Annotated in this window: 14 protein-coding genes and 2 pseudogenes; 11 read left to right on the top strand and 5 right to left on the bottom strand. The window is 32.4% G+C overall.

Annotation, left to right across the window (positions count from 1 at the left end):
* Window positions 1-1286 (bottom strand): IS4 family transposase (locus AC1DIT_RS22285; RefSeq protein ID WP_476998405.1); only part of this gene is annotated, 1286 nt, incomplete at its 3' end.
* A 508-nt stretch (window positions 1287-1794) separates the two neighbouring features.
* Here AC1DIT_RS22285 and AC1DIT_RS22280 point away from each other — a divergent pair.
* Window positions 1795-2541 (top strand): ABC transporter ATP-binding protein, encoded by a 747-nt coding sequence (locus AC1DIT_RS22280; RefSeq protein WP_016115899.1) that lies wholly within the window; start codon window positions 1795-1797, stop codon window positions 2539-2541.
* Between the two features lie 17 nt (window positions 2542-2558).
* On the top strand, window positions 2559-5129 hold the full coding sequence (locus tag AC1DIT_RS22275; RefSeq protein WP_016115898.1) for an ABC transporter permease: 2571 nt from the start codon (window positions 2559-2561) through the stop codon (window positions 5127-5129).
* 397 nt (window positions 5130-5526) lie between these two features.
* On the opposite strand, the gene AC1DIT_RS22270 is transcribed toward AC1DIT_RS22275, so the two are convergent.
* A complete protein-coding gene (locus AC1DIT_RS22270; protein ID WP_016131863.1) occupies window positions 5527-5949 on the bottom strand; it encodes an Lrp/AsnC family transcriptional regulator in 423 nt (140 codons plus the stop codon).
* 157 nt (window positions 5950-6106) lie between these two features.
* Here AC1DIT_RS22270 and AC1DIT_RS22265 point away from each other — a divergent pair, with 157 nt between their 5' ends.
* On the top strand, window positions 6107-6307 hold the full coding sequence (locus AC1DIT_RS22265; protein ID WP_016115896.1) for a DUF1272 domain-containing protein: 201 nt from the start codon (window positions 6107-6109) through the stop codon (window positions 6305-6307).
* Window positions 6308-6434: 127 nt separating this feature from the next.
* Window positions 6435-6992, top strand: coding sequence for an isochorismatase family protein (locus AC1DIT_RS22260; RefSeq protein WP_016115895.1), 558 nt, complete (start codon window positions 6435-6437; stop codon window positions 6990-6992).
* 548 nt (window positions 6993-7540) lie between these two features.
* On the opposite strand, the gene AC1DIT_RS22255 is transcribed toward AC1DIT_RS22260, so the two are convergent.
* Window positions 7541-7957: an Lrp/AsnC family transcriptional regulator gene (locus AC1DIT_RS22255; RefSeq protein ID WP_016115894.1), complete on the bottom strand. Its 417-nt coding sequence runs from the start codon at window positions 7955-7957 to the stop codon at window positions 7541-7543.
* 125 nt (window positions 7958-8082) lie between these two features.
* Between AC1DIT_RS22255 and AC1DIT_RS22250 the strand changes: the two genes are divergently transcribed.
* From AC1DIT_RS22250 to AC1DIT_RS22230, 5 genes are all read left to right on the top strand, one after another.
* Entirely contained in the window at window positions 8083-8637 is a 555-nt protein-coding gene (locus AC1DIT_RS22250; protein ID WP_016115893.1) for a cysteine hydrolase family protein, read from the top strand.
* A 462-nt stretch (window positions 8638-9099) separates the two neighbouring features.
* The gene (locus AC1DIT_RS22245; RefSeq protein ID WP_016115892.1) at window positions 9100-9744 is read left to right on the top strand and encodes a recombinase family protein; all 645 of its coding nucleotides are present in this window, start codon (window positions 9100-9102) and stop codon (window positions 9742-9744) included.
* Window positions 9745-9747: 3 nt separating this feature from the next.
* Entirely contained in the window at window positions 9748-10212 is a 465-nt protein-coding gene (locus AC1DIT_RS22240; RefSeq protein ID WP_016115891.1) for a hypothetical protein, read from the top strand.
* Between the two features lie 425 nt (window positions 10213-10637).
* Entirely contained in the window at window positions 10638-10781 is a 144-nt protein-coding gene (locus AC1DIT_RS22235) for a helix-turn-helix domain-containing protein (RefSeq protein ID WP_077293793.1), read from the top strand.
* A 213-nt stretch (window positions 10782-10994) separates the two neighbouring features.
* Window positions 10995-11939: a phosphotransferase enzyme family protein gene (locus tag AC1DIT_RS22230; RefSeq protein ID WP_016115890.1), complete on the top strand. Its 945-nt coding sequence runs from the start codon at window positions 10995-10997 to the stop codon at window positions 11937-11939.
* 158 nt (window positions 11940-12097) lie between these two features.
* Here AC1DIT_RS22230 and AC1DIT_RS22225 read toward each other — a convergent pair.
* Window positions 12098-12307: pseudogene (locus AC1DIT_RS22225) on the bottom strand (DDE-type integrase/transposase/recombinase); the annotation flags it as partial.
* A gap of 106 nt (window positions 12308-12413) precedes the next feature.
* Between AC1DIT_RS22225 and AC1DIT_RS22220 the strand changes: the two are divergent.
* Both AC1DIT_RS22220 and AC1DIT_RS22215 read left to right on the top strand, forming a co-directional pair.
* A pseudogene (locus AC1DIT_RS22220) lies at window positions 12414-13850 on the top strand (IS4 family transposase).
* A 348-nt stretch (window positions 13851-14198) separates the two neighbouring features.
* Window positions 14199-14381 (top strand): hypothetical protein, encoded by a 183-nt coding sequence (locus tag AC1DIT_RS22215; protein WP_229170350.1) that lies wholly within the window; start codon window positions 14199-14201, stop codon window positions 14379-14381.
* Window positions 14382-14481: 100 nt separating this feature from the next.
* On the opposite strand, the gene AC1DIT_RS22210 is transcribed toward AC1DIT_RS22215, so the two are convergent.
* Window positions 14482-15815 (bottom strand): IS3 family transposase gene (locus tag AC1DIT_RS22210; protein WP_154214600.1). Its coding sequence is split into 2 segments (ribosomal slippage): window positions 14482-15431 and window positions 15431-15815, totalling 1335 coding nucleotides; the frame shifts between segments, so codons are not numbered across the junction.
* Window positions 15816-15900: the final 85 nt, after the last annotated feature.

Raw genomic sequence — 15900 nt, 5'->3', positions numbered from 1 at the left:
GTGTTTTTTTGTATAGTTTGGAATAGAAGAAGAAAATAGTCTTTAATCATATATATGGCTTTATACTCACTAAGCTCTCGTTTTTTCTTCATGAGGAGCAATTGTCGCATTTGAAACATGATAGAAGAACAGAGTAGAATGGCAATCAATTGACCATATAAATGGCACTCCAATCGTTCCGGTTTTATCTTTTTACAATGATGAATTTGAAAGAATGACTTCCACGTTTTAAATAAAATTTCGATTTGCCAACGTAAAGAATACCAATCATGTACTTGTCCCGTCGGGACAATATCTGTAGGGGTGTTTGTCATATATACATTGATACCACTGAGTCGTTTACTACGAGGAGAATACTTCATTCCTTTCTTTTTTTCTCTTACAGTTTGATCTTGTAATCGTTTTTGTTGTTGTTCTTTTGTTAGCCGATGAACAATCACGCGGGTTGGTACTTTATCAGTCATTCCTACAAAAGTATCGAATATTTCACATGTTTGTCCTGGCTGAAGGGAGTTCATTAAGGCCTCCATATTTATCTGTATATACTCTGTCCCTTTTTTGATTCTTCCATCTTGAAAATAATCAGGGGTGGAATTTTTTTGATAAATACGTGTATTTGACTTGATACGAGAGATATAGTAAGCCTTTTTATCTTGTATATATTGAAGGTCTTTCAAATGAAAATACCCTAAATCTCGAATACATAAATCATTCGCTGCTACAGTTGGGACACACAGAGAACCGTAGGTCCGATCATGTTGTTTCCCTGGACCTGTATGAATATGTAGGAACTGTCCACTTAATAAATCATATTCAAGCTGAATCTTCACCCCCGCAGTATGGCTGCATCCTCCTGCACCTGGATAAACAGATGAAAATACATCGGGAAGTTGAAATGCAGTTGAATCTAAAATACGGATACGTTTGAAAATAGAAGTGTATGGAGAAGAAATCAGCTTAGTTGAAGATAACTTTTGGTTGAGAAGTTCGGCTAACAATTGTTGTAGAAATTGCACGGCTGTGGCATTAAATCGTTGATTCAGTCCTTCCGGACTGATAAGTACTTCTGTTGATGCTTCTAAACAGCTACATAACTGAGTTAAAGAGGTTTTAGCGACATTTTGACTCATCCATATACATAAAGCCACTAAATCTTTTGCTTGGTACTTACTTGTTCGTTGCACAAAACCAACGTCTCTAGCAAGATTTCGTAAGATATTTGGAGATAAGAAGCTTTGAACTTCTTGAGCAAATAGTTGTAATTCATCAGATACAGAAATAGACATATAAAAACGCCATCCTTTCCTATGATTCTACAGAAAGAATAACGTTTTTTTCGTTTTATAGATACAATTTCTCTTTAGCTCGATGAGTATGCGGCAGGCTCACAGGTAAAAGAAATATAAAAAGCGTGGAAAAATGTCGAAAAATACAAAATATTATTGAATATACTTTAATAGTATTATATCATAAAGATTGTTAATGTTATAAATTATGTAATTTCAACTAAAAAAAGTAATTAGAACAATTATTTGCGAAAAATTTTATTTCCTAACAATTGACGAATTCAGAAATGCTTTTGACGTAGTAAAAGGCTGTGGTTTTGAAGTTTGGTTAAATAACTACTTCTACACTGTAGTTGGTGGTATTTGCAAAGATAGTACACCAGGTGAATAAGTAGAGTGCTAATTAAACTTAAATATACTATAAAACAACAGGTATCTATTACTTTTTCATTAAGAAGAAAGTAATAGATACCTGTTGTTGTCTAAATACTAATATAGGGAGATTTTTATGGGGATTATAGAAGTTAAGAATTTAGAGAAATCATTTATCATTGAAAAGAAAATGATAAACATCCTGAAAGGGGTAAATCTTGAAGTAAAGCAAGGTGAATTCCTATGTATAATGGGTGCGAGTGGTTCAGGTAAAACTACTCTGTTGCAATTACTCGGAGGGATAGATACAACTACAATGGGAGAAATTAAAATAGGGAATACAGAAATCTCAATGATGAATGAAAAAGAATTGGCACTGTTTCGAAGAAGAAAAATAGGGTTCATTTTTCAGCAGTTTAACTTAATACCGATATTTAATGCGGAAGAAAATGTTACCCTTCCTTTATTATTAGATAATGTCGAACAACAAAAAGCCACAAATCAAGCAAAAAAACTTTTGAAAATTGTTGGCTTAGAAGGAAAGGAGGAAAATCTTCCTTCTCAGCTTTCTGGAGGTCAACAACAACGAGTAGCGATTGCTAGAGCTTTTGCTAATGATCCTGAAATTATATTAGCAGATGAACCGACAGGAGCATTGGATTCTGAAAACAGTAAAAATATAATTACTGTACTTAGGAATGCTTGTGATGACTTAAATCAAACGGCAGTTGTAGTAACACATGATCCTTTTGTAGCAGCTCATGCGGACAGAGTTGTTTTTCTATTGGATGGTTTAATAATTCATGAATACGAGGAAACTAACGAAAATATTTCAGAAAAAGTTAAGCGTATTCAAGAAATAATGAACAAACACTTTCAATAGAACGGGAGGTTTTGAAAATGTGGATTTTTAAATATGCTATAAAATCAATTAAGGAAAATCGATTAAGAACATCACTTATTGCCCTTGGTACAGCTTTAGGTGTTATGTTAGCCACAATGTTGTTACTAGGCAATAATTCTGTCGAAGAAACAGTAAGACAGCAAGTTAAGAACAATTACGGTGACTACAATTTGCAATTCGGTTATATGAAAAATGATCAATATTTAGATGACAAAGAAGTAGATCAAATAAAAAATATTAAAAACCTTAAAACTGTATCAAAGGTATTAATACCATATGTAATACCTAATAAACCGGAAATTTCAAACCAACCGGCGTATTGGGGAGTCGAACCAAATTCACCTGAAATTCGTGCTTATAAGATTGATCAAGGGAGATATCCAGAAAAAGGGGCAGAAGTTGCGATTACAAAGTCCTATGTAGAGAAAAATGGGATTAAATTAGGTGAAAAAATTGAAATGCCTTTTCCACCTTTTAATAAAAAAACAGTAACAGTAGTTGGTATTATTAATCCGCCAACAATGTCTGCAATGAAGCAAACTGCATTCTTTCCTATTGATTGGCTACAAAATGAAATGAATTTGAAAAATAAATATAATTTAGTGCAAATAAAAACGGCTAATGCTAATGAAAAAGCCTTTTTAGTTTCGGAAATAAAAAGTGTGTTAAATGGTGTGAAAATTGATCAACGCTTATATGTTGATAAAGCATTTGAACGTTTAAATGTAATGAAGCCTTTAATCTGGGGGCTAGGTGGGGTAGCTCTATTTGTTGTAGCTCTTTTAGTCATGGGAAGCTTTTTCTTATCTGTACGTGATCGTCTTAAACAGTGGGCATTACTACGTGCCCTAGGAAGTGGATCTGTTCAAATAATAGGTGTAGTCCTACTTGAATCCTTAATAATTGGTAGTATTGGTTCCTTAATAGGAGTCACAATGGGTACTTTATTATATCGTTTAGTATCAGGATTAATTAATAGGTGGATAGGAGGGGCAACTGTTGATAGTGAGACTTTTATAATCTCCTGGGGCTTATTAATATCAACTTTTATTGTAGGAATTATGATGTCAATTATAGGGTCTATTATTCCAGCAATGTCTATAAGGAAAATTCCACCAGTAGAAGCTTTTAGACCTGTGATTTTGTCTGTCAATAAAAAGGAAAAGAAAATAAGTATAATTAGTTTCTTTGTAGCAGTAGTTGGTATTATCATTGGAACTTGTGCAACGTTTTTAGAGAAGCTAATTAATATAAATATTGGACCTATCGGAGCATTTTTATTTGTAATAGGATTATTGTTTGCTATACCGTTTATCATTAGAATTATTACACCAATAATCACTAAACCTTTTCAACGCGTCTTTCGTATAGAAACTTCCATAAGTAGCCGGAACGTGGTACGTAATAGACAAAAAGCAGCGATTTCAGTTGCAATATTGTCTTTTGGATTTATGTTAGCGTTGGTAGGAAATATGTATATGAATTCAATGCAGGAAGGTATGAGGCAAGGGATTAAGAAAAGCATGCCAGCTGACTTATCTATTCGTGTACCAATGTTAGGTCGAGCAAATGAACAAATTCCTTTTGAGTGGTTAGAAAGAATAAACCAAATTAAAGGTGTACAGAATACAGCGGCTATTGCAACAGATACAAAATCTAAATTAGTTGATTACGATTTTAAAAAATCTGATTCAGAATGGTATGACTTTGTGCGGAAAAATAATATTAATCCCGAAAGAATGGAAGTCTCTGGTATAGATTCAACTGTGTTTAACCAGATAAAAAAAATAAAAGTAGTATCAGGAAAAAGTTTAGAGGAACCTCTTAAAAACGGTGAAGGGGTTATTTCAAAGAGGACTGCCGATTACTTAGGAATAAAATTGAATGATAAAATTAAGGTTCAATCACAGGGGCATGAACCACAGCTTATTAAGATCGTGTCTATATTGGAAAAAAATTTACAAATGGGTACCATGGGGGTACTAGTTAATGAGGAATGGGCAAAAAAGAACTTCCAAATAACAGGTTATGAATCTATAGAAATAATAGTAGATTCTCATAAGAATATTAATGAAATACAACAGAAAGTTAACCAAGTTATGAAGAATGGAACTAATATAGAACTTATTAATAGTACAGATTTATTAAAGGAACAGCTAACATTGTTAAATCAAATGTTACTATTGATTCGGTTATTAGTTGGTATTATTTTTGTGATTTCTGGTATTGGTTTAATGAATGCAATTATAGCAAGTATATATGAACGTCGTGCTGAAATAAGTATGATTCGAGCTGTTGGTGCAATTCCCGGACAAATGAAAAAAATTATTTGGTTAGAGGGTACTTTTTTAGGATTAATAGCAAGCATTATTGCAGCGTTTGGTGGTATTATATTTAGTTATATTGTGTTACCTAGTTTGGATTTAAAGATAGTAGATATTCCTTACTTACAAATACTATCTTTAGTCGTGGTTAGTATATTATTGGGAACATGTGCAGGATTTATCGCTGCATATCAAATTAGAAAGTTTAAATTACATGATACATTAAAGGAATTATCATCTTAATTTAAACTTATTAGAATGAGTTTTAAATAACTTTAATAACCTCCTACCAAATCAACAGGTAGGAGGTTATTGTCTTTTGGAGGACAAAATTAAACAAGACTATTATTTCTGCACTACACACCAATAGCCAAAGGTATCGATAGATATGAAGGGAGTAGATGTTGTATATGTGTTTATTTATGAGAAAATAGCAAGACCAGTATTAATGGTTAAAAATGAACGTTCAACTTAGCCTTTACCATATGTCCATTAACTTAAGAAATTAGTTATTCCCAAAACGATAAAAATGAATGTCGGTTCTATAAAAAACACAAATTTTTCGTTTAGGGGGTACTTTAAAAAATTAGGTTGATGGCAATGTGGCAGCATCCCTTAAATAGCTTCGAAGAACTCTATTCTAAAAAATACATCTATATTTTACCGGTGATGATAAGTTAATTAAAGTTGATGGATAGCCAAACTCCATTGAAGCATCTATAAATTCTTCTAAATGTTGCACCGATTCAGTGACTATTTTCACCAAATAACTATATTGTCCGGCTAATCTGTGGCACTCAAAGACCATGGGATTTTCTTTACAAAAATTTCTGAATTGTTGACATTTTTTTGATTCAAACAAAACAAAAGCTGTTACATTCTTATTTAACTTCTCTGGATTTATAACTGCCCTATAGGCTGTAATAATATTTTTATCCTCTAATTTTTTTACTCTTTCTTTTACAGCAGGTGTTGATAAGTTCACCATTTTTCCTAGTTCAGTCATAGATATACGTCCATCTTCTTGAAGAATATGTAAAATTTTTCGATCAATATGGTCCATTCTAAACATCCCCTTTTTATTTAAAGCAAAACGCCTATAATGAATAAATTTTTTAAGTCTTTTGGATGAAACAGCTAATAATTTGTATTTAAACAAGATTATATTATATTTATAATTTTATGTATATAATGAAAAAAATGTTATTGGAGGAATAAAAATGGGACTTGAGATGAGGAAATGTTGTGAGAAATGTAATAATAAGATTGAAGAGCAATCTTTGGCTTTTATTTGCACACATGAATGTACATTTTGTGAGGAGTGTACAAAATTAATGAATTATGTATGTCCTAATTGTCAAGGAGAACTTGTCAAAAGACCTAGGCCCCTATCTAGTAGTGTCTGCTCTCTTAACATGTAACAACACTACTTATTAGGTTCGTAACGAAATAGGTTCAAAAGATAAAAGGGGGCGATATTATGATTACTAGAATGAAGAAAGATATGGAGAACATATATATAAATTATAGCATAAAGGAGTTTTTATATTGAACCAAGCTTTGCTTATTATTGATGTCCAACAAGAATTAGTTGATGATAATAACGAAACTAAAAATGTGCTTAATAAAGAAGCATTGTTAGATAATATTAATTTGGTTATTAATAAAGCACTAGAATCACATGCTTTGATTATCTTTGTGAGGGATAAAGATGTTGCTGATGGCAAAGGTACAGGTTTTCAAATACACCAGACAGTAAAAGTGCCAACCAATGCAAAAATATTTGATAAAGTAGCTACAAATGCGTTTTATGGTACACTATTAATGGATTTTTTAAAGGAAAACGAGATCGAACATCTTGTTATCATGGGATGTAAAACAGAACACTGTATTGACACAGCAGTTAGAACTGCAACGGTGCATCATTTTGATGTTACTTTAGTTGGGGATGGTCATTCAACGACAGATTCTTCAATCCTATCTGCTGAAAAGATAATAAGTCATCATAATGAAATACTTCATGGTCATTACAATGTTGACAATTTTTCTGTTGTTCGGGCCAGCCGAGAGGATTTGTTTCAACCAATTCATAACAATTACCGATAAATCACTATTTACCCTGTTAAATTGAGAGCCTCAAAAAATTATTGATCTACAGCAATCAGGCGTGATTGTGGAATAACCCAAACCATATTTAAACGAATGTGTGTTATTATATTTTTAATATGGAATTATATCACACCAGAAACTAAAAAAGTTTATTTTAACCCCGTTCTAAAATTGGAACGGGGTTATGCGTATTTAAGACATTAAAATAATATCAAATACATTTCTTTTAATTGTACATTTAATGGTTTATTTCTTAGATAGAAATTTCGTTTTGGGGACACTTCAAAATATTAGCTTGATGGGCATGGGTTCAAGCAGCTTAAAGTATTTTTATTATTTCCACTGTCTACTTGACAGGGAACTGTTCACATGCGGCTGAACCCCATACCCATCAAGCTAGTGAAAAGAAACACCCCAAAACGAAAATTTTATCTCTTCATAGTTGTCTATGGAAATCCAGTTCATTTGTTGTTTTAGGAAATAATGAATTTCTTAACTTGATGTTGGTGTGGTGAGATCCCTAAAAGATGATCTCTTTCCTTATTTTATCCTTTTACTTTATTAACTGATAAATTCAAACGATAATTTCCAAATATAAGAATCTCATTTAACAAATTATTTAACTGTTCCTGTGACTCTAAAAAAACTTTTAATATATAGCAACCTTCTCCACTTATCTTATGAGCCTCTACAACAGAATCTTTTGTTACAATAAAATCTAAAAACCTAGAATGTTCATTTGTCTTCATAAAAATAGTGATAAAAGCCAAATGAGATTTCCCTAATTTCATCTCATCTAATAAAATTGTATAGGCTCTTATAATTCCCTCTTCCTCCAGTTTTCTAATCCTATTCGCAACAGCTTGCCCAGTCATATGTATTTCTTTACCAATATCTTTCCACTGTACCCTCGAATTCTCTTTTAACAAACCTAATATCTTAATATCTATATGATCAACCATATTCTTAAATCCTTTCACGACGAAATTATTTGAAGCTAAACTCTTTCATGAGAATATTACTAATTTCATTTCATCTCCCTATAATAGAATTATAAAATAATTTTCAGAATATTGGGGGATGAAAAATGAAAACAGCTTTAGTATTAATTGATATTCAAAACGATTATTTTCCTAATGGAAAAATGGAGTTAAGTAAACCATTAGAAACTGTACAATATGCAAAACAAGTTTTAGATTTCTTTCGAGACAAAAAAAGACCTATTTTCCATGTCCAACATATTTCAACTAAAGAAAATGCTACTTTTTTTCTTCCAAATACTGAAGGAGCAGAAATACATCAAGAAGTAAAACCATTGGAAGAAGAATATTTGATACAAAAACATTTTCCAAATAGCTTCCGAGATACTAAATTATTAAAAGTTCTTCAAAAAGAAAATATTGACACTCTTGTTATATGTGGAATGATGACTCATATGTGTATAGATGCAACTGTAAGAGCTGCTAATGATTTAGGGTTTCACTGTATTGTTATAGAAAATGCTTGTACTACAAAAGATTTAGCATTCCAAGAAAACATTATTCCTGCCCAACAGGTACATCGATCTTTTATTAGTGCTTTAAACAACGTATATGCGGAAATAACCACATCAAACGCCCTGACACAAAAAGCAACTATATAAAACATAACACATCATTATTGGTAACGAGGAAACAGGCGGATCCTTTACTCCCACCAGGGATCTACCTGTTTCTCTTTGCATTCGTTTATACATCTTTATATATATTTCTATCCTAGCGCGGCTTTTGCCTCCCCACTGTTCCCTATGTCTCCCTATTTTTCGCATAAAATCTTGTAGGGGTACGGCAAAGATTACTACTTTTGGGGCCGCTCATTATTTAAGTTAACAGAATTAAAGTTCTGTTAACTTAAAGTGGCGAGTGGCCCCTATGAGCCGTCCTAAAAAGTGAGCAGCGTTTAAAAAGGTATACCTTTACAAACAGGTAAAGAACATCTATGAAACATTGAAATATCAAGTTTATAAAGGTGAGTTGAATTATTTTATAAACGTTTATTTTTAATGATTACCTTTATAAACAAAAGTGGTATAATTGTGGTAATAAATGTAAGGGGAGTCTCGAACGTGGCAAATATTTATGGATATATACGTGTAAGTACAAAGGAACAAAATGAACAACGTCAATTACATAAGATGATGGAACGAGGAGTGGAAGCTCGACGTATTTTTGTCGATAAAGCAAGTGGACGACATTTTGATCGTCCTCAGTACCAATTATTACGAAAAATATTAAGTACAGGTGATATTGTTTATATAGATGCTTTAGATCGTATGGGACGTAATTATGATGAAGTAATTGCGGAATGGAAATACATAACAAGAGAATTACAAGCAGATATTGTTGTTTTAGAAAATGAAACCCTGTTTGATAGTCGTAAATTCCGTGAAATGGGTGACATGGGACGATTAATGGAAGATCAATTTTTATCTTTACTTTCCTATGTTGCAGATCAAGAACGAAAAAAAATTCATCAGAGACAAGCAGAAGGGATTGCGGTAGCTAAATCTCAAGGGAAACATTTAGGTCGTCCTCAGTTGAACCTTTCGACCTTAAGCTCAAGGCAATTACTTCTAATAGAAGAAACTTATCCGAAGTGGAAAAATAGAGAAATAACTGGGGTTCAATTCATGGAGGTGCTAGACTTGAAGAAAAATACTTTTTACAAAGTAATAAAAGAATATGAAAATACATTAAATGTCGGAGACTAAAATATGAAGAGTAAATTAATGATTGTGCTATGCCTTATAGGGATAATGGTTCCTAGTTCAAAAACTTTAGCAAATGGAGAAATTATTACAAAAAAAGAAGTGCGTAATTATTATTATATTGTAGATAAAGAAAACAACAATTATACGTGGAAAATTGGTTATAAAAGTTCTAATTCAATAATAAAGGAAAATAAGGAAAATGAGTTGGACTTAGAAGATTTTCGAAATGCCGTTAACAAATTAAGCCAACAAAATTTAGAATTGTATGTATCAATAGCATATTTGGTCATATTACTTTTAATTCTCTTAATATCTTTCATAAAAAAGAAAAATGATATTCCAAAATCGTTTTTGATATTCATGTTTGTTCTATTAATAATATCAATAAATGCTGTAGTGCAGACATCAATTAGTTTATCTGGAACAGATAAAGAAGTACAATTTCTTTATCTAAGACTAACTCACTAAAAAAGATCCCCTAATATTGGGATCTTTTTTTCAAAAGGCTGGATTTTGGTAACAAACTTTTCACTTAACGTACAGTGTATCAGTTAAAATGTGTCCAGATTGTATCTAAACGTACAATTTTCTTTTTTGGATATGGTGAGGCCATCGCCATCAACTTAAGAAATCAATCACCCCCAAAACTAAAAAAATAAACTAAACTCCCATGGATACTTATGAAAAGAAGAAATTTTTGGAACTATAAGAGTTAGTAATAAATTTCTCAATATGGATATTAGCACCATTGTTAGTTATAATATTCAAATTCAACAGTTAATGTAATATGATGAAAAAGTGATGGTTATCACCCTATTTGTTTCTCCTTATGCCATAGATAAGACCGAGCTCCTGGTCTTATCTTTTTTTGCATATTTTCTTAGAGGGGAAGAGTGAAGAAATACACGGATAAACATCCTGACATGAACCATGCAATTAAATTACAAAAACATACCAATAAAACAGTAAAGGAAATATGTCAGATTACAGGAGTGAGTCAGGATGCTCTATATCGTAGATTAAAAGAACTTGAATAAAGTTCTTTTTTGATTTGTAATTAAACCCCAGAGTGGCCCCTCATACCCTGAATCGTTTCCGCACCCCTTTATGGAAAGGTTTCCCACATTTGATATACTATTAAGTGCGAAGGTTTTTTTTTTGAAGCTGGAAGAATTACATTATTATTAAACTAACAAAGCAGGTTAGTTTTGTAAGGAAGTCATTATCTATATTGAATTGGAGGAATTAAAATGTATATGGAACAAAAGATACTTGAATTACTTAACGAATTATATCCAGTGAATTTTATTAAAGTCGAATCAGTAACAAATGAAATGTATCGGTGTATTGCAGAACAAGGTGACTTCTTCGCTAGAATAACGAACTATAAAACATATGATGAACAGTTAGAAGAGGTTAAATATACAAACTTTTTATATAATGAAGGATTTGGTGTCCCGCCTACCATATCTTCTTTAAACGGTAAATTAGTAGAAAATATAACACTTGATAAGGACGTTTTAACTGTTTTATATAATGCAGCTTCTGGTGTACATTTACCAAGAAGTCAATGGAATGCCAATGTATTAAAAGAATTAGGTCGGCAAATCGGTAGATTACATCGTTTATCAAGGAAATTTGAAGATATAATGCCGACTAAATATATCAACGATTGGCATGATAATGAGGAATATGATTTTCATAAATATATCCCTAAAGAAGAAAGTACTATTAGAGAAATAGCACATAAGGTGTTATCTACAATTAAAAATTTGCCAAAATGTAATTCTACATATGGTTTACTACACGGGGATTTATGGTTAGAAAACATATTAGTAGATAGTGATTCGAAATTGACAATGGTTGATTTTCAAGATTGTGAAAAACATTATTATATATTTGATTTAGCTGTTCCAATATATAGTGCGCTGGAGTATTCGTTTGTAGGGAATGGCAACATAGTTGACTATGGACGTTCTATTACGAAAGCAATAATCGACGGATATCAAGAGGAAAATGATATATCTCCAGAGATGTTAGAGAAACTTTCTCTATTTATTAAATTGAAGGAAATATTTGAATATAACTTAATGCATATGTACTGGAATAAAGAGAGGTTAACTGAAGAACAAATACGAATAATGAACCACTTTAGAATAAGGATTGAACATAATTACTCTATTCTTAATATTTAACCAACTTTTATTATTAAACTAAACTACGTTAATCATGTTTAGGGGCATAGCATAAAATTTCCTATGGCACTTGCGGTTCTGGTGCAAAGATAAAATAAAAGAGAATATAGCGCATATATTTCTAGTGGAATTGTATTTGATGCTGCTAGCCCGAATAATTAATGGATGAATTCTTTCTGGTTTTGAACAGACTGATCCTGTAAATCAATATGTTCTTTTTTGATCATATGCATGGCTTCTACTCCTGCAAGAATGCATGTAGCTGTGCTAAAAGACTTGAACCCTAACATAGAACGCACACGTTTCTTAATCAAACGATGATCTTGTTTCACTATATTATTGAGATATCTAACTTGTCTTAGCTTTATGGGGTCACCTTACATGCCCATCAACTCAAGAGATTTTAATACCCTCAAATACCAGAAAACGTTATCCTTTCTAAAAAAGATAAATTAGAAAGGATGGCGTTTTCTTATGAATCCCTCGATTCAAAATGAACTACTACCATTTGCAGAAGAATTACAACGATATGTTACACCTGTATTCTTAGAAGAACTTGCAAGAGAAATCGGATTTATAAAACGAAAACGAAAGTTTTCTGGATCAGACTTAGCTACCATTTGTATTTGGATCAGTCAACGGGTGGCAAGTGATCCCTTAGTCCGATTATGTAGCAGGCTTCATGCAGCTACTGGTACTTTACTCAGCCCTGAGGGCTTAAATAAACGTTTAAATGCGAAAGCAGTTTTGTTTTTACAACATATTTTTTCTTTACTGTTACAACAAAAAATATGTGAACAAACACAGATTTCTAACCAACTCTTCTCTTATTTTGAGCGAATCCGTATCCTAGATGCCACCCTATTTCAAGTGCCAAATGCTTTAGAGAATGTATATCCAGGCTCTGGAGGATGTGCCCAAACAGCCGGAATCAAAATTCAATTAGAATACGATCTACACAGTGGGGAATTTCTTAACTTTCAAGTTGGACCAGGAAAAAATAATGACAAAACCTTTGGTACAGAGTGCTTAGATACCTTACGACCAGGGGATTTATGTATTCGTGATTTGGGTTATTTTTCATTGGAAGACTTAGATCAAATAGATCAACGAGGTACATACTATATTTCTCGTTTAAAATTGAATACGAATGTATATGTGAAAAATCCGAGCCCATAATACTTTAAAAATGGTGCAATTAAGAAACAATCGGAATACATACAGATTGATGTGAAACAGATTTTAAATCAACTACAGCCCGGAGAAACGATTGAATTAAAACACGCTTATATTGGTGATAAACAACAACTGTTTGCACGAGTCATTTTTAATCGATTAACAGAAAAACAACTCCAAAAACGACGAGCTAAGATTGCTGAAAAAGAAAAATCAAAAAATAGAACGTACTCAGAGAAAAGTAAAATGGTAGCAGGATTAAACGTGTATGTGACGAACACACCTTGGGAATGGGTTCCGATGGAACAGGTACATGAGTTATATACTTTGCGTTGGCAAATAGAGATTGTCTTTAAAACGTGGAAATCACTCTTTAAAATAGATCATTATCGTAATGTAAAACAGGAACGATTAGAGTGCCAACTATATGGAAAGCTAATCGCTATTTTCCTGTGCTCCTCTACTATGTTTAAAATGCGTCAACTCCTTTTACAAAGGAAAAAAAGAGAATTAAGCGAATACAAAGCAATAGGAATGATCCAAGATTATTTATATCTTCTGTATCAAGCTATACAGAAAAACACCCAAGAACTAACAAAGATTCTAATCCGCCTATTCCACCTCCTAGAGAAGAATGGACAGAAATCTCATAGATATGAGAAGAAAACAGTCTTTGATATTATGGGTGTTGTCTATGAGTATAGTGGACTTGGAAAACAAAAGAAAGCAGCATAATTTTTAAAAATGATACCTATCTAGGTTTATTTGGTATGCTCATTTTTAAAGACACAAAATATTTTAAGTTTTTTTCGTTCATATGAACGAAAGTTCATTTTATTTTCCTTCTTAAGTTGATGGGCATGGGGTAAATATGAGTAAAAAAAGAAAACAGAGGAAATATAATCAAAGGCAGCAGGCTATAAAAATGAAGCAAATGGTGCCGGAAATTAATTCGTCTAATGGAATATTAAGATCGATAGCTAAAATAATATATGGTATAACAGCAGCGTGTATATTGGGTGTGTTATTATCAGTTATTAAACCTACTAGTTCTTGCATTATATGGTACTTTTTGTGTTGATGATGGCATTATATTTTCTATATGTCATTTTGTTTGGTCTGTTCGAGGAAGATAATGAAACTAATAAAAAGACGAACGGAAATGGCTCTTCAGATTCATCATGGGGATATTGGGATAGTGATAATGGGTGTGATAGTAGCAGTGGTAGTGGATGTGGCAGTTCAGGAGATGGCGGAGGCGATTAGGAGTTAGCTATCTCTTATTATGTTTATTAAAAAACACCTCAAAGAACAAAGTAGCTCTTAGTCTAATCTGTACCCTTTGTAAAGGACATTTTAAAAAAAGTTAGGCAACATCAAGAAGATGATTTCTGTATTCAACAGGAGTCATCTTTTTTAAATTCCATTGATATCTATAGTGATTATAGTACGTCATATATTTCTTAATCTCTTGTTTCAACTCAGTAAAAGACTCGCGAGTTTCTATATGTGCCTCATCTTTCAGATGACCAAAAAACGATTCTTGTGGGGCGTTATCCCAACAGTTTCCTCTTCTTGACATGGATTGTCCGAGCTTTAGCTTTTTGACTAATTTTTGATAGGTAGGGCTTGTATAGTGGGCTCCTTGATCTGAATGAATATATGCACCTTCAGTCAATCGAATCCTCTTATTCCTTTTTAGTTTATGAAGAGTTGTCGTTACGAGGTCTAATGTCATCTGTTCTGAAACATGGTAAGCTAAAATCTCATTGGTTGAGCCATCTAAAATTGTAGACAAATAAGCCCTTTTATTCTTACCGTAAACTAAATAAGTGATATCTGTAAGAAGCGTTTTTCCTGGGATATTTTGTTTGAATTCTCGATTTAATCGATTTGGTACTACTCGATGTTCTTTTGTCTTTTTCAGCATTCTTTTATAAGGGTTCGCTTTACGAATCGGACAGACAATCTCATATTTCTTCATGATTCTACGGATACGCTTTAAATTGTAGACAACTTGAAAATGACCCGCCAATGTCATCTTTATTTGACGAGCCCCTTTCTTTCGATTTCTAAATCGAAGTGCTTTCAGTATGATTTCTTTCACGATTTCATCTTGATCACTCTTTTGTTTCCGCTGTTCTTGAGATGAAACGGAAAAATAATTATAGTATCCCGAACGGGATACACCAGTTACTTTACACAAGTGACTCACCATATTTCTTAAGTTGTATTTTATGATGACAGAACGAATCAAGATATATTTCTGACTAGGTGGTAACGTTATTTCTTTCCCATCCTCCCTTCCATAAGTTTGATCTTTTTTAACAGCTCATTTTCGGCCTTTAGTAAGTTTCGTTCAGCTTCCAAGCGTGCATACTTTTCTTCTAATGTAAGTTCTCTTTCTAACTTTCTTCCAGAGTTTTCTTTACGTGTATCCCTTAAACCAAATACGCCATTTTCTTTATACGAGGCACGCCATCTATTTCCTGATGACACAACACGCTGTATTCCAATTACATCTATATCAAACCCACATTCTTCAAAAATAACTCGGGGTAGTTTTCCTTTTTCATTTTCCTCAATAAAAATACGTTTAAATTCATCTGTATAGGTGAGCCCTTTCTCACTTACAGATTTCACATATGGGTTACTTGATAGAACTTGCATTTCTTTTTCTGTAAATARCTTTTTTGTCATTTTGAATTTTCTCCGATTCTATTTTTTTCTTATTATACAAGAAATACCCTATGGAATAGACTTTTTTTAAGTGTCTATTCCATAG

Source organism: Bacillus sp. 05T22, from assembly GCF_056396765.1.
Note: the sequence above shows the minus strand (reverse complement) of the source record. Positions and strands in the feature narration are given on the sequence as shown.